This window comes from Tenacibaculum bernardetii, assembly GCF_029125915.1.
Taxonomy (GTDB): domain Bacteria; phylum Bacteroidota; class Bacteroidia; order Flavobacteriales; family Flavobacteriaceae; genus Polaribacter; species Polaribacter bernardetii.
Map to the genome: position 1 here is coordinate 14,512 of NZ_JAQJCU010000020.1, position 16,983 is coordinate 31,494.

General features: G+C 29.6%; 17 protein-coding genes. All 17 read left to right on the forward strand.

The window, feature by feature from the left end:
- Positions 1–96: 96 nt before the first annotated feature.
- The 17 genes from P2G10_RS12175 (at position 97) to rfbB (ending at position 16,832) form a co-directional block, all read left to right on the forward strand.
- A complete protein-coding gene (locus P2G10_RS12175) occupies positions 97–1,356 on the forward strand; it encodes an oligosaccharide flippase family protein (protein WP_275316852.1) in 1,260 nt (419 codons plus the stop codon).
- Positions 1,357–1,536: 180 nt separating this feature from the next.
- Positions 1,537–2,676, forward strand: a complete 1,140-nt coding sequence (locus tag P2G10_RS12180) for a glycosyltransferase (RefSeq protein ID WP_275316853.1) — start codon at positions 1,537–1,539, stop codon at positions 2,674–2,676.
- 189 nt (positions 2,677–2,865) lie between these two features.
- Complete coding sequence (locus P2G10_RS12185) at positions 2,866–3,894, forward strand: polysaccharide biosynthesis protein (RefSeq protein WP_275316855.1); 1,029 nt, start codon at positions 2,866–2,868, stop codon at positions 3,892–3,894.
- Positions 3,895–3,896: 2 nt separating this feature from the next.
- Positions 3,897–4,322 (forward strand): WxcM-like domain-containing protein, encoded by a 426-nt coding sequence (locus P2G10_RS12190; RefSeq protein WP_275316856.1) that lies wholly within the window; start codon positions 3,897–3,899, stop codon positions 4,320–4,322.
- A complete protein-coding gene (locus P2G10_RS12195) occupies positions 4,319–5,437 on the forward strand; it encodes a polysaccharide biosynthesis C-terminal domain-containing protein (protein ID WP_275316857.1) in 1,119 nt (372 codons plus the stop codon). Before P2G10_RS12190 ends, P2G10_RS12195 begins: the two co-directional genes overlap by 4 nt.
- A 13-nt stretch (positions 5,438–5,450) precedes the next feature.
- Positions 5,451–6,590 carry a non-hydrolyzing UDP-N-acetylglucosamine 2-epimerase gene (gene wecB / locus P2G10_RS12200; RefSeq protein ID WP_275316858.1) on the forward strand — a complete coding sequence of 380 codons (1,140 nt, stop codon included), beginning with the start codon at positions 5,451–5,453 and terminating at the stop codon, positions 6,588–6,590.
- A 6-nt stretch (positions 6,591–6,596) separates the two neighbouring features.
- Positions 6,597–7,790 (forward strand): glycosyltransferase family 4 protein, encoded by a 1,194-nt coding sequence (locus P2G10_RS12205; protein ID WP_232123388.1) that lies wholly within the window; start codon positions 6,597–6,599, stop codon positions 7,788–7,790.
- Positions 7,790–8,395, forward strand: coding sequence for a sugar transferase (locus P2G10_RS12210; RefSeq protein WP_275316861.1), 606 nt, complete (start codon positions 7,790–7,792; stop codon positions 8,393–8,395). The genes P2G10_RS12205 and P2G10_RS12210 overlap by 1 nt, the downstream gene beginning before the upstream one ends.
- 20 nt (positions 8,396–8,415) lie before the next feature.
- A complete protein-coding gene (locus tag P2G10_RS12215; protein WP_239708725.1) occupies positions 8,416–9,420 on the forward strand; it encodes a 3-oxoacyl-ACP synthase III family protein in 1,005 nt (334 codons plus the stop codon).
- Between the two features lie 10 nt (positions 9,421–9,430).
- Entirely contained in the window at positions 9,431–9,661 is a 231-nt protein-coding gene (locus P2G10_RS12220) for a phosphopantetheine-binding protein (protein WP_193705756.1), read from the forward strand.
- 3 nt (positions 9,662–9,664) lie between these two features.
- The gene (locus P2G10_RS12225) at positions 9,665–10,714 is read left to right on the forward strand and encodes a 3-oxoacyl-ACP synthase III family protein (protein ID WP_232123390.1); all 1,050 of its coding nucleotides are present in this window, start codon (positions 9,665–9,667) and stop codon (positions 10,712–10,714) included.
- An 11-nt stretch (positions 10,715–10,725) separates the two neighbouring features.
- A complete protein-coding gene (locus tag P2G10_RS12230) occupies positions 10,726–11,484 on the forward strand; it encodes an SDR family NAD(P)-dependent oxidoreductase (protein WP_232123391.1) in 759 nt (252 codons plus the stop codon).
- On the forward strand, positions 11,462–12,112 hold the full coding sequence (locus P2G10_RS12235; protein WP_193705759.1) for a NeuD/PglB/VioB family sugar acetyltransferase: 651 nt from the start codon (positions 11,462–11,464) through the stop codon (positions 12,110–12,112). The genes P2G10_RS12230 and P2G10_RS12235 overlap by 23 nt, the downstream gene beginning before the upstream one ends.
- A gap of 6 nt (positions 12,113–12,118) precedes the next feature.
- Complete coding sequence (locus P2G10_RS12240; protein ID WP_275316863.1) at positions 12,119–13,261, forward strand: DegT/DnrJ/EryC1/StrS family aminotransferase; 1,143 nt, start codon at positions 12,119–12,121, stop codon at positions 13,259–13,261.
- Positions 13,262–13,355: 94 nt separating this feature from the next.
- Positions 13,356–14,234, forward strand: coding sequence for a glucose-1-phosphate thymidylyltransferase RfbA (rfbA, locus tag P2G10_RS12245; protein WP_275316865.1), 879 nt, complete (start codon positions 13,356–13,358; stop codon positions 14,232–14,234).
- A 314-nt stretch (positions 14,235–14,548) separates the two neighbouring features.
- On the forward strand, positions 14,549–15,097 hold the full coding sequence (gene rfbC, locus P2G10_RS12250; protein WP_275316866.1) for a dTDP-4-dehydrorhamnose 3,5-epimerase: 549 nt from the start codon (positions 14,549–14,551) through the stop codon (positions 15,095–15,097).
- A gap of 721 nt (positions 15,098–15,818) precedes the next feature.
- Entirely contained in the window at positions 15,819–16,832 is a 1,014-nt protein-coding gene (gene rfbB, locus P2G10_RS12255; RefSeq protein ID WP_275316868.1) for a dTDP-glucose 4,6-dehydratase, read from the forward strand.
- Positions 16,833–16,983: the final 151 nt, after the last annotated feature.

Genomic DNA, 16,983 nt, shown 5'->3' on the forward strand with positions numbered 1-16,983 from the left:
AGTTTTTTTAATAAAATTCTTTAAAAGAAAACTGAATGAAATGTGATTACAAGCTTCATTTTTACAGTTTTTTTAGGTGAATTTTAATTTTTTTATATGAAAATAAATAATAGTTTTTTTGCTAAGGGTACTTTTTTGCGTAACGGTGGCTTAGTAATGATTGCAAGTATAATAGGTGCTTTAGCAAATTGGCTTCAATTAACATTATTTACTAAAAATTTCACATTATTACAAATTGGTGTATACACATTAGCTATTTCAATATCAGCTCCAGTAATCAGTTTATTAAGGTTTGGCTTATCTCCATTGTATGTTGCAGATATAGAGCGTAAGTTTGAGTACAATAATTATTTTTCTTTAAGAATCGTATCTGTTTTTATAAGCCTTTTGATAGGCTTAATTATTAGTTTTTTTATTTTTGATACTAGTGTAAATAGCACTGTTTTTTTTCTAGTATTTTGTATGTATAGTATTGATGCCATAAGAGATATTTTTGAATCTAAATATCATAGTTTAGAGAAATTTAACTTGATGTCTTCTTCCGTTATTATTAATTCTATAATTTCTTTTTCTGGTGTTTTTTTTGGGGTGTTTTTATTTTCAGATTTTGTTATTGCATTAATTTTTGCTGTTTTTTTTAAAATATTGATTGTTTACTTTTATAATTATAAGTATTTATTTCAATTTATTTTAAATCAATCATTACAATTTATAGTTAATAAAAGAATAATAAGCCTTTTAAAGTATTCTTTTTATTTAGGTGTATATGTAGCTATAGATTCTTTAAATGTTAATGTTTCTAAATATTTTATTAATAACCGTTTCGGAATCGAATATCAAGGTGCTTTTTCTGCAATGTCATATCTAATAGTTATAGGTACTTTATTAGTAACAACTTTAGGTAAATTAATTTTACCTAAAGTTTCTAAGTTATTAGTAGCTAAAAAATTTACAGCAATTTTGAAATATCAATTTATTTACTCATTAATGATTTTTGTTACTGGATTATTATTATTAATTGGTGCTTATTTTTTTAATGAAATTATTATTGAAACTTTTTTTTCAAAAGAGATAGCTGAGTTTTCAGAAATATTTGTTTGGATTATGGGAGCAGCTATTTTTTTGTTTTTATCATCTGGACAAGGTTATTTAATGACTGCTATTAATATTGTGAAATTACAACCTTTAGTTGCCTTAATTGGGTTATCGATTAATTTAGTGTTGAATTTTGTGTTTATAGATCAATTTGGTGTTAAAGGTATTATAGTTTCTTCAGGAATTTCATTTTTAACTCAATACTTAATTAATGTATTTATTTTTTATAGGAAAATAGGTAGTGAGAATTATAAAAAGTAAATATTTTTAAATACGTTTTAAAAAAATGGTACACTCTAATTTTGTAACAAAAAAAATCTAGTCAAATATAAATGATAATAAATTTAAGTTGTGAGTTAATTATCAAGAAAGAATAAATAATAGTATTGTGTACTTGTTTAAATAGATTATTTTAAAGTAGTTTAGAAAATAGAATAAAATATGAAAATATTAGTTAATGCATCTACGTTAGTTGTAGGGGGAGGAGTTCAGGTAGCTTTAAATTTTATTAAATATACCTTGAAACAAGATGAGGATGATTTTTATTATATAGTTTCTAATAGGGTATATGATCAAATTAAAGAGGATGTTAACCCAAATTTAATAACATTAATACCTATATCACCTGCAAAAATTATATCAGGAAAAAAATCTAAAAAAGTGATTTTAGATATAGAAAAAAAATACAATCCTGATATAGTTTATTCTATAGGAGCACCTTCTTATGTAGGTTTTAAAAATACGGAAGTTCTTAGGTTAACGAACCCTTTAATTATAGGTGCTGATAAAATAGCGCTCTCTTCATATTCATTAAAAGAAAGGTTAATTAATTTTATAGCTTTAAGAATAAAAAGACTATATATCAAAAAAAATCATTTTATAATTACGCAAACAGAAGATGCTAAATCAAGAATGATTAAGAACTTAAATTTTAAAAGTGATCGTATTTTTGTTATACCGAATACTTGTTCATCTATTTTTTATGATGTAAAGAAAGAAGATAAAACTTCTGATATAATTAATATTTTTGCTTTTGCTTCTCCATATCCTCATAAAAATATAGAAATTATACCTGAAGTAGTTGAAAATTTGGTAGCTAATGGGTGTACGAATTTTAATTTTTCAGTTACAATACCTATTGATAAAGAATCTAAATCATATATTAATTTTAATAATTTATGTGAAAAACACAGTGCCTTTGATTATATAGAAAATATAGGAAAGGTAAATTTTAAAGATGTACCAGGTGTTTATGCAAAATCAGATATATTATTTTTACCAACTTTATTAGAAGTGTTTAGTGTTACTTATTTAGAAGCAATGGCTAGTAACGTTCCTATAGTAACAACTAATTTATCATTTTCTAAAAGTGTTTGTGATAACGCAGCTTATTATTTTGAACCAAAAAACTCAAAAGATGCAACAAAGCAATTGTTAAAATTAATTAACAATAAAAAAGAGAGAGAGAGTCTAGTCTCTTTAGGTAAGAAAAGACTTGATAATTTTCAGAAAGAAGATACAATTTATCAAGAGCATCTTAATACGATTAAAGCTATTTATAATTTAAAGAAACATAGGTAAAACAAGTGTGTTAAATTTATCTAAAGAAGGATTAATAGATTGTAATTTCTTGATTATAGAAATAGGTTCTTATAATATTTATAATTTAAACTATATTTGAAAAATAAAATATATAGACATGTATTACATCGTTTTCTTGTATATTAATTTATAGTGTTTTTAAAAATAAGTATCCAAACAAAAATAAAAATGAAAAATAAAGTATTATTAATCACAGGAGGTACAGGTTCTTTTGGAACAGCAGTATTAAGAAGATTTATAAATACAGACCACTTTAAAGAAATTCGAATTTTTTCAAGAGATGAAAAAAAACAGGAAGATATGAGAATACAGTTTAATAATGATAAACTGAAATTTTATATTGGAGACGTTAGAGATTTCAATAGTGTTGAGCTTGCAGCAAGAGGTGTAGATTATATTTTTCACGCAGCGGCATTAAAACAAGTTCCTTCTTGTGAGTTTTTTCCAATGCAAGCAGTAAAAACAAATGTAATTGGTACACAAAATGTAATTGATGCAGCAGGGATAAATAAAGTTAAAAAAGTGATTTGTTTAAGTACAGATAAAGCAGCTTATCCAATCAATGCAATGGGTATTTCTAAAGCAATGATGGAAAAAGTAGCCGTAGCGGCAGCAAGAAACCTTCAAGATACAACAGTGTGTTTAACACGATATGGAAATGTAATGGCATCAAGAGGTTCTGTAATACCATTATTTGTTAATCAAATTAAAAATGGCGAAGCATTAACAATTACAGACCCAAAAATGACCCGTTTTTTAATGTCTTTAGATGAAGCTGTTGATTTAGTTTTATTTGCTTTTGAAAATGGAAATTCAGGAGATTTATTTGTAAATAAAGCACCCGCAGGAACTATTGAAGATTTAGCAGTAGCGTTGAAAGAACTATTTAAAGCAGATACTCCTATAAAAGTTATAGGAACTCGTCATGGAGAGAAATTGTACGAAACTTTATGTACAAGAGAAGAAATGATGAAAGCCCAAGATATGGGTAATTTCTATAGAGTTCCTGCAGATAATCGCGACTTAAATTATGCTCAATATTTTTCAGAAGGAGCTGAAGATATTTCAAAAATAGAAGATTACCATTCGCACAATACAGAACAGTTAGGTGTTGAAGGAATGAAAGAATTATTACTAAAATTACCTCTTATCCGTAAAGAGGTTTTAGGAGAGGATATAATGCAATATCCAGGTTAAAAATGGAAAAAACGAAAATTTTATCAGGAGGGAATTTTTCTGACCAAAGAGGAACGTTAACATTTAATAACGATTTTGACATGTCTGCGGTTAAACGCATATATACCTTACAAAATACAACAACCGACTTTGTAAGAGGTTGGCAAGGGCATACTATTGAACAACGTTGGTTTTCGTGCTTGCAAGGAAGTATTAAGGTTCAATGTATTGAGTTAGATTCATCTGAGGAACCAAATAAAAATTTACCAATCGAAGAATTTATATTGTCAAGTGAATCTTTGGATGTTTTACATATTCCAGCGGGGTATGTTACTGCAATACAAACATTAAGTAACGACGCAAAATTAGTATCAATGTCTGACTATAAGTTAGGTGAAGTTGATGACGTGGTACGTTATCCATTAGATTATTTTAATTCAAGAAAATGAAAAAAATAGGAATTACAGGTCAAGGAGGTTTTGTGGGGTCGCACCTATATAATACATTAGGATTATCACCAGAAAAATACGAAAGAGTTGCATTTAGTAAAGATTTTCTTACCGATGTTCAACAATTAGATGAATTCGTAAAAACATGTGATGTTATCTTACATTTAGCGGCAATGAACCGTCACCCAGACCCTGAGGTTATTTATAATAAAAATATTGAATTAGCACAGTTATTGGTTGATTCCTTAGAAAGAACCAATTCAAAAGCACACGTTTTATTTTCGTCTTCTTCACAAGAAGAAAAAGATAATCTTTACGGGAAATCAAAAAAAGAAGGTAGAGAGTTATTGTGTAAATGGGCAGAAAAAGCAGGCGGGAAATTTACTGGAATGATAATTCCAAATGTATTTGGTGCTTTTGGTAAACCAAATTATAATTCATTTATTGCTACTTTTTGTCATAAATTGGTAACTAATGAAGTGCCTGAAATTAATGTTGATGGAGAAGTAAATTTGATTTATGTTACCGAATTAGTAGCGCAAATAATCAATCAAATTGAATTAGGAAAAACCAATGAAAATTATGTGATTCCGTTCACATCTACACATAAGGTTTCTGAAGTGCTATCAAAATTAGAAAATTTTAAAAATTTGTATTTCGAAAAAGGAGAAATTCCTGAACTGAAATCACAATTCGATTTAAATTTATTTAATACATATCGTTCATTTATTGATTATAAAACACATTTCCCAATAAAATTCACAGAACATACTGATCCAAGAGGTGCTTTTGTTGAGGTAATTCGTTTAGGGATTGGAGGACAGTGTTCATTTTCAACAACAGTTCCAGGAATTACAAGAGGAAATCACTTTCATACTCGAAAAGTAGAACGTTTTTCAGTTGTTAAAGGAAAAGCCCTAATTCAACTAAGAAAAATTGATTCAGATGAGGTTTTAGATTTTTATTTAGATGGAAACGAACCTGCTTATGTTGATATGCCAATTTGGTACACGCATAATATTAAAAATATAGGAGACGAAGAATTATTAACAATTTTTTGGATAAACGAGCCTTATAATCCAGAAGATGCTGATACTTATTTTGTAGAAGTATAATTAAAAAAATATAATGAAAAAATTAAAAGTAGTAACTGTTGTAGGAACCCGTCCAGAAATTATTAGATTATCGAGAGTTTTAGTTGCCTTAGACGCTTCTGAAGCAATAGAGCATACGATTATTCATACAGGGCAAAATTATGATTATGAATTAAACCAAATTTTCTTTGAAGATTTAGGCTTAAGAAAACCTGATTATTTTTTAGAGGCAGCTGGGAAAACTGCAACGGAAACAATTGGGAATATCCTTATTAAAATTGATCCACTTTTAGAAGAATTAAATCCAGAAGCATTTTTAGTTTTAGGAGATACAAATTCATGTCTGTGTGCAATTCCTGCAAAAAAACGTCAAATTCCTATTTTCCATATGGAGGCAGGAAATCGTTGTTTTGATCAACGTGTTCCTGAGGAAACCAATAGAAAAATTGTAGACCATACAGCCGATGTTAATTTAACATATTCAGATATAGCAAGAGAATATTTGTTAAGAGAAGGGCTTCCTGCCGATAGAATTATCAAAACAGGTTCGCCAATGTTTGAGGTATTAAACCATTATTTACCTCAAATTAAATCATCGTCAGTTTTAGATACGTTGAACCTAGAAGAAGGAAAGTTTTTTGTAGTTTCAGCACATAGAGCTGAAAATATTGGTTCAGAAAAGAATTTTGAAGATTTAATGCAATCGTTAAACGAAATTGCAGCTAAATATAAATATCCAATTATTGTTTCTACACATCCTCGTACAAGAAATATGATTGAGAAAAAGAAGATTAAAATGCGTCCAGAAATTCAGCTTTTAAAGCCATTAGGATTTCACGATTATAATGCTTTACAAATGCGTTCGTATGCTGTATTATCAGATTCGGGAACAATTTCAGAAGAGTCTTCTATTTTAAACTTTAGAGCATTAAATATCCGTCAGGCACATGAACGTCCAGAGGCAATGGAAGAAGCATCTGTAATGATGGTAGGGTTGTCACCAGAACGTATTATGCAAGGTTTAGCACAAGTTTTACAACAAGAAATAGGTGCTACAAGAAACTACCGCCCTGTAGCAGATTACTCTATGCCGAATGTTTCTGCTAAAATGGTTAGAATTATTTTAAGTTATACCGATTACATCAAGCGAGTAGTTTGGAGTGAGGAAATTTAGAAATAAATGAATATATTATTTTTAACATTAGTACAGATAGATTCTATTACTGATAGAGGTATTTATCCCGATTTATTACGAAAATTTTGTAATGAAGGGCATAAAGTAACTATTGTTACACCTGTTGAACGAAGAAAAAAAATTAGTACAAATTTAATTAAACACGAAAATATTTCAATTTTACAAGTCAAAACCTTAAATGTTCAGAAAACTAATATTTTAGAGAAAGGACTTGGAACTTTGTTAATTGAATCACAATATTTATCAGCAATAAAGAAGTATTTAGCTACTGAAAAATATGATTTAATTTTATATGCGACACCACCAATCACTTTTGAGAAAGTTATTCGTTATGTTAAAAATAAGAATCAAGCAAAAACATACCTTTTGCTAAAAGATATATTTCCTCAAAATGCTGTGGATATGAAAATGATTCGTAAGGGAGGTTTTATACATCGGTTTTTTTTGAAAAAAGAGAGAAATCTATATGAAATATCAGATACAATTGGGTGTATGTCGGAGGCAAATGTAGATTTTGTTTTAAAATATAATTCTGAAATTGATAAAAATAAAGTAGAGGTAAATCCTAATACTATTGAACCTATTGAAATAAAATATTCAGATGAAGAAAAATACAATATTCGATCTCAATATGAAATTCCATTAAATAAAAAAATATTTGTTTATGGTGGAAATTTAGGGAAGCCTCAAGGATTAGATTTTTTATTAGAGACTATTACTAGAACGAAAAACCAAGAAGTGTATTTTTTAATAATAGGAGATGGTACAGAATACCAAAGAATATATGATTGGTTTAAGGAACAAAACCCTACTAATGCTAAATTATTACAACGATTACCAAAATCAGACTATGATAAGTTACTAGCTTCTTGTGATGTAGGTTTGATTTTTTTAGATGAAAATTTTTTAATACCTAATTTTCCGTCGCGGTTGTTATCTTATTTAGAAATGAAAATACCTGTATTATCAGCAACAGATTGTAATACAGATATAGGGGATGTCGTTGAAAATGCAAAATGTGGATACAAAGTTATAGCAGGAAATCAAGATGAGATGCAACAAAAAATAAGTAAGTTAATGAATGATGATTTTAATGTTTTGTCTGAAAACTCGTACAACTTATTATTAAATGAATATCTTGTAGAAAGATCATATAAATTAATATTAAATAGGATGTAATGTATAAAAATATTTTTAAAAGAATTATAGATTTTATTATTGCACTTGTAGCGCTTATTTGTTTATCACCAATATTTATAATTGTCTTAATACTTTTAGCTTTTTACAACAACGGTAAGCCTTTTTTCTTTCAAAAAAGACCGGGTAAAAACCAAGAAATCTTTAAGGTTATCAAGTTTAAAACCATGAACGATAAAAAAGATAGTGATGGAAATTTATTAGCCGATGCAGAAAGATTAACAAAATTTGGTAACTTTGTTCGTAAAAGATCATTAGACGAACTTCCGCAATTATTAAATGTTTTAAAAGGAGATATGAGCTTGATAGGACCAAGACCTTTATTAATCGAATATTTACCACTGTATAGTAATGAGCAGCAAAGAAGACACGATGTGAAACCAGGAATAACAGGTTTAGCACAAATTAATGGGCGTAACGCAATTAGTTGGAAGAAAAAATTTGAATATGATGTTCAATATGTTGATAATATCTCTTTTATTTCAGATGTGAAAATATTTTTTAAAACATTTTTAAAAGTATTTAAATCAGAAGGGATTAATAAAGAAGGAGAAGTGACTACAACTGCTTTTAATGGAAAAAATTAGTTTTGTAATAAGAAGAAAATATGGGAAGTGTAATTGAAGCTATAGAATATGTTTATCCAGAAAAAAGGGTAACAAATAAAGATTTACAGAAAAAATTTCCGTTGTATGATTTTGAAAAATTTGAAAAAAAAGTAGGGATTCATTCTCGATTTATTGTTGAAGAAGAAACAGCATTAGATTTAGCGGTAAAAGCAGCTCAAAAACTTTTTGAAAAAAGAATAGATAAAAATGAAATAGATTATATTTTATATTGTACTCAAAGCCCTGAATATATTTTGCCAACAACGGCATGTATTTTGCAACACAAATTAAGTTTAAGAAAAGATATAGGTGCATTAGATTTTAATTTAGGCTGTTCTGGCTATACTTACGGTATTAGTTTAGCAAAAGCATTAATTGAATCGAATCAAGCTAAAAAAATATTATTAGTAACTGCAGAGACTTATTCTAAATTTATACATGAAGACGATAGAACTAATAGGTCAATTTTTGGTGATGCAGCTACAGCTACGATAATATCTTTTAGTGAAAATAACTGTATAGGAGACTTTTTAACGGGTACTGATGGTGCTGGTTTTGATAAATTAATTGTAAGAAACGGAGGAGGTAAAAACCCAAAAGATATTAATAGTGAAGTTAAATGCTACGGTACTGGAAATAAATATACAGATAATCACCTGTATATGAATGGTCCCGATGTTTTTAACTTTACATCTGATACAATACCTAACTTTGCAAATGAAATATTAATAAAAAATCATTTAGATAAAGATTCAGTAGATCAATTTATTTTTCATCAAGCAAATGCTTTTATGTTAAATTTTATAAGAAGAAAAATAAAAATATCTAAAGATAAATTTTTTATCGACTTAAAGGAAGGTGGGAATACTGTATCGTGTACAATACCAATAGCTTTAAAAGAGTACTCTAAAACAATAAAAACGGAACAAAAATTAATGTTAGTTGGTTTTGGAGTAGGTTTATCTTGGTCAGGAGGAGTAATAACAATAAACAAACCATTATAAAATAAATAAAATGAATAAGCAAGAATTTATAACAGAATTAGCAGAAGAATTAGAGGTAGAGGTAGCGGTAACATTAGAAACTGAATTGAAAGACTTAGATGAATGGGACTCTATGGGAGCGATGATTTTAATTGGTTATGTGTCAGATAATTTTAACGTAACATTAAATGCAGATGATATTGAAGCACTTACTTCATTTGAATCTTTAGTTGATAGAATAGGAGAAGATAAATTTGTATAAAGTATGATACAAGAATTTCAAGGTATTGGTATAGATGCTATAGCAGCATGTGTGCCAAAAAATATAATATCTAATGACATTTTTTCAGATTTACTGGAGCCTAAAGAGCTTCGTAAATTTGAAAAAACTACGGGTATTAAACAGAGGCGATATGTTGATGAATCAACATTCGCATCAGATCTTGGGTATGTGGCTGCAAATAAAATTCTAGAAGAAAAGGAGTGTCGAAATGAAATAAAAGCATTAATTTTTGTTAGTCAGACATCGGATTATAAAATTCCATTTACATCTAATATTTTGCAAGATAGACTGAATTTAAGTTCTGAAATATTGTGTTTAGATATTAATGCAGGTTGTGCAGGGTTTATACAAGGATTGGCTACATCATATGCTTTAGCAAATTCTATAGAAGGAAAAGTATTATTGGTAATATCGGAAACATTATCAAAAATTCTTTCACCAAAAGATAAAACTACAACAATGTTATTTGGGGATGGAGCCGCAGCAATTCTTATTAGTAAGAATGGTAATGAGAATCAAAAAACATATTTTAATTTCTTTTCTGATGGTAGTAATTTTGATGCTATTATGATTCCAGAGGGAGGTTATCGATATCCTTTTAACGAAGATAGTTTAAAGTGGGTAGAGGATAATAAAGGAAATGAAAGACAAAAACTACATCTGTATATGGATGGTCCTAGAGTTTTTGATTTTACTTTAAGAGAGATACCTAAGAGTATTGAAGATTTATTAAGTAAAACAAATACGGAAAAGCAAAGCATAGATGGTTTTTTATTTCATCAATCAAATAAGTTTATTATTAATCAAATAGGTTCTAGGCTAGGAGTTCCGAAAGAAAAAATATTAATTAATATTCAAGATTTTGGAAATACAAGTGGTGTTAGCATTGCTTTATTAATGGTTACAGAGTTAAAAAAACAAAAGAACTATAAAAAATTAGTATTAAGTGGTTATGGTTCTGGTTTAAATTGGGGAAATAGTATAATTTCTCTATCTTCTGAAATTAATATATATGATTTAATTGAAATTTAAACAAATTAAAAATGAGTAAAGTTTTATACCCAAGCTTAAAAGATAAAATAATTTTAGTTACAGGAGCAACATCTGGTATTGGTAAAGGAGTTTGTGAGGTATTATTAAATCAAAATGCTACAGTTATTGGTATAGGTAGAGATGATTCAAAAATTAAAGAAGAGATATTAACTGATAATAATTTTACTTTTATAAAATTAGATTTGTCAAATATAAATGAAATAGAGAAAACGCTTAATAACTGTATTGAGAGTGTTGGTAAGTTTGATGGTTTTGTTTCTTGTGCAGGAAAAGAAGAAACGGTTCCTTTGAGTATTTATAAAGCTGATAAAATAAAATCGTTATATGATATTAATGTATTTGCAGGTATTGAAATATTAAGAGTTTTATCTAAAAAGAAAAATAGTAATAACAATGCTAGTATTGTTTTTGTTTCCTCTGTAATGGGAGAATTAGGGCAACCAGGAAAGGTAGGTTATTGCAGTACTAAATCAGCAATACTTGGTGTTGTAAAATCAGCTTCATTAGAATTAGCAAAAAGACAAATTAGAGTAAATGCAGTTTCACCAGGAGTAGTAGAAACACCAATGACAAAAAGTCTATTTGAAACGTTGGCTGAAGAGAATATAGAAAGAATAAAAGAAATGCACCCATTAGGAATAGGGAAAATAGAATATGTTACACCTTCTATATTATTTTTATTATCAGACCAATCAAAATGGATAACAGGTCAAAATATTAAAATAGATGGAGGATACTCAATACAATAAAACACTTGCAATAGTAGGTGCAGGCGGATTTGGAAGAGAAATGGAAAGTTGGGTTTTTCAATCTGATTTAATAGAAAAATATAATGTTATAGGATATTTAGATGATAATCCTTCTTCTTTAGATAATTTTGAGTCAGATTTAAAAATAATAGATACTATATCTCTAGCTTCTCTCCAAAAAGCTAAAAATGTTCTTGTAGCAATTTCTAATAAGGAAGTGAAAAAAAGGATTTTTGATTATTACATAAATAATGGAGGTTTTAATATTATTAATTTTTTTCACGCTTCATCTCTTAGAGGGAAGTTTTCTAAATTGGGGTTAGGTTTTATAGCTACGCCTAACGTTATTATTTCTTGTAATACAATTATTGGTGATGGTGTTTTTGTTAATTCTGGTTCACAAATAGGGCATGATGTTAAAATTGGAAATTATGTTTCAATAATGGCTAATGTAGATATAGGTGGAGGAGCTATTATTGGTGATAATGTTTTTATTGGTTCAGGAGCAACAATATTGCCTGGTGTAAAAATCAGTGCTAATATTAAAGTAGGAGCAGGAGCTATTGTGTTACGAAACTTAAAAAAAGAAGGAACTTATTTTGGTAATCCAGCAAAAAAAATATTTTAAAAATTCATGAAAAATAAAATTTGGCTTTCTTCTCCACATATGGGAGGTTCAGAACAAAAATACGTGCAAGAAGCATTTGATACGAATTGGATAGCACCACTAGGACCAAATGTAAACGGATTTGAAAAAGATTTAGAAAATTATATTGGTGAAAATTCAAGTGTTGCTTGTTTGGTTTCAGGAACATCAGCAATACATTTAGCTTTAATATTATCAGAAGTTGGCTTAAATGATGACGTTATTTGTCAGAGCATGACATTTTCAGCATCAGCAAACCCGATTAAATATCAAGGAGCTAATCCTGTTTTTATCGATAGTGAAAAAGATACTTGGAATATGTGTCCGATAGCCTTAGAAGAAGCTATCGAAAAAGGAATATCAAAAGGTAAAAAACCAAAAGCGATTATTGTTGTTCATTTATATGGAATGCCAGCAAAAATGGATGAAATTTCAGCAATTTCAAAAAAATATGGTATCTCTTTAATTGAAGATGCCGCCGAAGCATTAGGTGCTACTTATAAAGGTCAAAAATGTGGTACTTTTGGCGATTTTGGAATATTATCGTTTAACGGAAATAAAATTATTACCACTTCAGGAGGTGGTGCTTTAGTTTGTAAATCAGAAAAAGAGAAACAAAAAGCCATATTTTTAGCAACTCAAGCACGAGATGATGCACCGCATTATCAACATTCAGAAGTAGGATATAACTACAGAATGAGTAATGTTGTAGCGGGTATTGGTAGAGGGCAGATGGAAGTTTTAGATAAACATATCGGTTATCGAAGAGCTAACAATGAATTTTATCAAGAGTTATTTAAAGATGTTGCAGGAATAACTGTTTTTAAAGAAGCAACGCAAGATTTTTATTCAAATCATTGGTTAAGTGCTATTGTTGTAGATGAAACTATAACAGGGTTTTCTAGAGAAGATTTACGATTAAGTTTATTAGAAGACAATATAGAATCTCGTCCTTTATGGAAGCCGATGCATTTACAACCAGTTTTTGAAAATACTGATTATTATGGAACTGATGTGTCTGAAAAATTATTTACTGATGGATTATGTTTGCCTTCAGGCTCTAATTTAACGGTTGATGATAGAAGTAGAATAAAAGAATCTGTAGCGAAATTATTGAAAAAAAATCAGTAAAAAATACTTATAAGTTACTTATTGAAAAAATAAAAGCTCAGGATAATTTCTGAGCTTTGTTTTTTATAAATTAGACGATATTATCATAAAAAAAATGAAAGGCATAATTTTAGCAGGCGGATCAGGAACACGCTTATATCCGATAACAAAAGGTGTATCAAAACAATTACTTCCTGTTTATGACAAACCGATGATTTACTATCCGTTATCGGTTTTGATGCTTGCAGGAATCACCGAAATTTTAATAATTTCAACCCCAACCGATTTACCTAATTTCAAAACATTATTAGGCGATGGAAGCGATCTAGGAATCACTCTGAAATACGCAGAACAACCATCTCCAGATGGCTTAGCACAAGCCTTTATTATTGGTGAAGAATTTATAGCAAACGATGATGTTTGTTTAATTTTAGGCGATAATATTTTTTACGGACACGGATTACCAGAAATGTTAGCATCGGCAATTCATAATGTTCAAAATGATAAAAAAGCAACTATTTTCGGCTATTATGTAAAAGATGCAAAACGCTACGGAGTTGTTGATTTTGATGATAAGGGTAACGCAATATCAATTATTGAAAAACCTGAAAATCCGAAGTCAAATTATGCAGTTGTAGGGCTGTATTTTTATCCGAATGATGTGATAGAAATTGCAAAAAAAGTAAGACCATCCGAAAGAGGAGAGCTAGAAATAACCTCGGTAAATCAAGCGTATTTAGCCAATAATCAGCTAAAAGTTCAATTAATGGGGCGTGGTTTCGCTTGGCTAGATACAGGCACACACGATTCCTTATTAGAGGCAAGTCAGTTTATAGAAACCATAGAAAAACGGCAAGGCTTAAAAGTAGCTTGTTTAGAAGAAATTGCTTTATATATGGGCTATATCACAAAAGAACAAGTAAAGAAATTGGCAGAACCCTTGCGTAAGAATGGCTATGGACAATATTTATTGAACTTAGTGAAAGAGTACTAACATATTCGTTTAAATTCACAACTCAATAGTGTAGCAACGCCATTCTGAATGTATTTCAGCATCACATCCAAGATGGAATTGTAGCAATGCGAACCTGAAACAAGTTCAGTTTGACGTGAATTAATTTACTATACCCGCGTCATGCTGAATTTATTTCAGCATCACATCAAAAAAAAAATTCATTCCTGCGAAGGCAGGAATCTGATCAATTCCAATACGACGTTTACTTTAATGATGAGCTCTTTTTCATTTTTAAAAGAAACTCGTACTCCATTTATTATTAGTAAATTTGATTGTTTTTTAAAATAATGCTAATGATTTTTACCAAAACTGAAATTGAAGGTGTTGTAATTATAGAACCTCGCGTCTTTAAAGATGAACGTGGTTATTTTTTTGAGTCTTTTAATCAACAAAAATTCAACGAACAGCTAGGAACTATAAATTTCGTGCAAGACAACGAATCGAAATCTGTTTTCGGTACCTTAAGAGGGTTACATTTTCAAAAACCACCCTTTGCACAAGCAAAATTAGTGCGTTGTATTCAAGGAAAGGTTTTGGATGTGGTAGTGGATATCCGGAAAGATTCACCCACCTACGGAAAACATGTAGCGGTAGAATTATCCGAAGAAAATAAAAAACAATTGTTTGTACCACGAGGTTTTGCTCATGGTTTTGTAACCTTGTCTGAAGAAGCAGTTTTTGCCTATAAAGTGGATAATTGGTACGCGCCAGAGTGTGATGCTGGAATTATTTATAACGATACTAGCTTGAATATTGATTGGAAAATCAATCCAAAAGAAATTATTTTATCATCAAAAGATACAGCTTTAGCCTCTTTTGAGAGTTTTGAAACACCTTTTTAAGTTACTACTTTAAGCTTGTTTAAAAATTAAATAAACTGTTAGTTCGAGTGATTTTTTCTTTAAAAAATTGTATTGAGAACTTTTTTAATATGAAATTTACCGACTTAAAGAAATTAATTCTCGATACAATTTCACTTCCTTTTAGTCATTAAAACCACTCGAATTGACAATGATCATCGCATCAATTATCTGAAGAAATTAAATCAACTGTCAGTTCGAGTGATTTTTTTTCTTCAAAAAAAATGTATCGAGAACTTTTTTAGTGTGAAATTTACCGACTTAAAGAAATAAATTCTCGATACAATTTTATTTCCTTTTAGTCATTAAAACCACTCGAATTGACAATCATCATTGCATCAACTATCTGAAGAAAATAAATCAACTGTCAGTTCGAGTGATTTTTTTTCTTCAAAAAATTGTATCGAGAACTTTCTTAGTGTAAAACTTATCGACTTAAAGAAATTAATTCTCGATACAATTTTATTTCCTTTTAGTCATTAAAATCACTCGAATTGACAATCATTATCGGGAAAAGCTAATAATTACGGCAAATCAGGATTTGTACCTGAAGCAAGTTCAGGTTGACGTGAAGTGAGTTGTTATATGATTAATGAGATGCTGAAATAAATTCAGCATGACGTTAAGCATAGCAAAGTTAAATTGGTAGAATAATCGTAAATTTCGGACTTCTTTTATTAATTATCATAATTACCTTTTAGTAATGAAAAATATTTTAATTACCGGTGGTGCAGGTTTTATTGGTTCGCATGTGGTGCGGTTGTTTGTAAGCAAATACCCGGACTATCATATCATCAATTTAGATGCGTTAACCTATGCAGGCAATCTTGCCAATATTGCAGATGTTGCAAATAACACCAATTACACCTTTATAAAAGGAGATATTTGTGATGCCGTGTTGGTGAAAAATATTTTTGAAACGCATAAGATTGATGGGGTAATTCATTTAGCGGCAGAATCGCATGTAGATCGTTCTATTTCCGATCCTTTTGCCTTTGTAAAAACCAATGTTTTGGGTACGCTAAATTTATTAGAAAACGCGAAGCATAGCTGGAAAGATAGTTTTGATGGGAAATTGTTTTATCATATTTCTACGGATGAGGTGTACGGTACTTTACAAGAAACAGGCTTGTTTACCGAGCAAACGGCATACGATCCGCATTCGCCATACTCGGCTTCCAAAGCATCTTCTGATCATTTTGTACGCGCTTTTCATGATACCTACGGATTGCCAATTGTAATTTCTAATTGCTCTAACAATTACGGACCAAATCAGTTTCCTGAAAAATTAATTCCGCTTTTCATCAATAATATCGTGCATCATAAACCACTGCCAGTGTACGGTAAAGGCGATAATATTAGAGATTGGTTGTATGTTGAAGATCATGCCAATGCCATTGACGTTATTTTTCATGACGGAAAAATAGGAGAAACCTATAATGTAGGAGGCGATAATGAATGGACAAATATCGATTTGATTCGCTTGCTGATTAAAGAAGTGGATGTTTTATTGGATAGAGAACCTGGTACTTCAGAAAAGTTGATCACTCATATAACGGATAGGGCAGGACATGATTATAGGTATGCCATTGATGCGTCTAAATTGAAAAAGAAGCTAGGGTGGAAGCCTTCGTTGCAATTTAAAGAAGGCATACAAAAAACAATTGCATGGTATGTAGGCAATGAGGATTGGTTGGATGCTATTGCAAAGAAATAGAAAATGTCATTCCGAACAGGTGAAGGAATCTTTAGGTTTTGTAGTATAAGATTACTTCGTCCTTCGTCCTCGTAATGACGTTAAGGTTTTGAAGTGTAAGATTACTTCGTCCTTCGTCCTCGTAATGACGTTAAGGTTTTGAAGTGTAAGA

Bases quoted from the DNA above. Each gene is read 5' to 3' on its own strand.
- P2G10_RS12195 (WP_275316857.1), top strand. From the start codon at position 4,319: ATGAAAAAAATAGGAATTACAGGTCAAGGAGGTTTTGTGGGGTCGCAC.
- rfbA (WP_275316865.1), top strand. From the start codon at position 13,356: ATGAAAGGCATAATTTTAGCAGGCGGATCAGGAACACGCTTATATCCG.
- P2G10_RS12180 (WP_275316853.1), top strand. From the start codon at position 1,537: ATGAAAATATTAGTTAATGCATCTACGTTAGTTGTAGGGGGAGGAGTT.
- wecB (WP_275316858.1), top strand. From the start codon at position 5,451: ATGAAAAAATTAAAAGTAGTAACTGTTGTAGGAACCCGTCCAGAAATT.
- P2G10_RS12225 (WP_232123390.1), top strand. From the start codon at position 9,665: ATGATACAAGAATTTCAAGGTATTGGTATAGATGCTATAGCAGCATGT.
- P2G10_RS12175 (WP_275316852.1), top strand. From the start codon at position 97: ATGAAAATAAATAATAGTTTTTTTGCTAAGGGTACTTTTTTGCGTAAC.
- P2G10_RS12240 (WP_275316863.1), top strand. From the start codon at position 12,119: ATGAAAAATAAAATTTGGCTTTCTTCTCCACATATGGGAGGTTCAGAA.
- P2G10_RS12185 (WP_275316855.1), top strand. From the start codon at position 2,866: ATGAAAAATAAAGTATTATTAATCACAGGAGGTACAGGTTCTTTTGGA.
- P2G10_RS12210 (WP_275316861.1), top strand. From the start codon at position 7,790: ATGTATAAAAATATTTTTAAAAGAATTATAGATTTTATTATTGCACTT.
- P2G10_RS12230 (WP_232123391.1), top strand. From the start codon at position 10,726: ATGAGTAAAGTTTTATACCCAAGCTTAAAAGATAAAATAATTTTAGTT.
- P2G10_RS12220 (WP_193705756.1), top strand. From the start codon at position 9,431: ATGAATAAGCAAGAATTTATAACAGAATTAGCAGAAGAATTAGAGGTA.
- rfbB (WP_275316868.1), top strand. From the start codon at position 15,819: ATGAAAAATATTTTAATTACCGGTGGTGCAGGTTTTATTGGTTCGCAT.
- P2G10_RS12235 (WP_193705759.1), top strand. From the start codon at position 11,462: ATGGAGGATACTCAATACAATAAAACACTTGCAATAGTAGGTGCAGGC.
- P2G10_RS12190 (WP_275316856.1), top strand. From the start codon at position 3,897: ATGGAAAAAACGAAAATTTTATCAGGAGGGAATTTTTCTGACCAAAGA.
- P2G10_RS12215 (WP_239708725.1), top strand. From the start codon at position 8,416: ATGGGAAGTGTAATTGAAGCTATAGAATATGTTTATCCAGAAAAAAGG.
- P2G10_RS12205 (WP_232123388.1), top strand. From the start codon at position 6,597: ATGAATATATTATTTTTAACATTAGTACAGATAGATTCTATTACTGAT.
- rfbC (WP_275316866.1), top strand. From the start codon at position 14,549: ATGATTTTTACCAAAACTGAAATTGAAGGTGTTGTAATTATAGAACCT.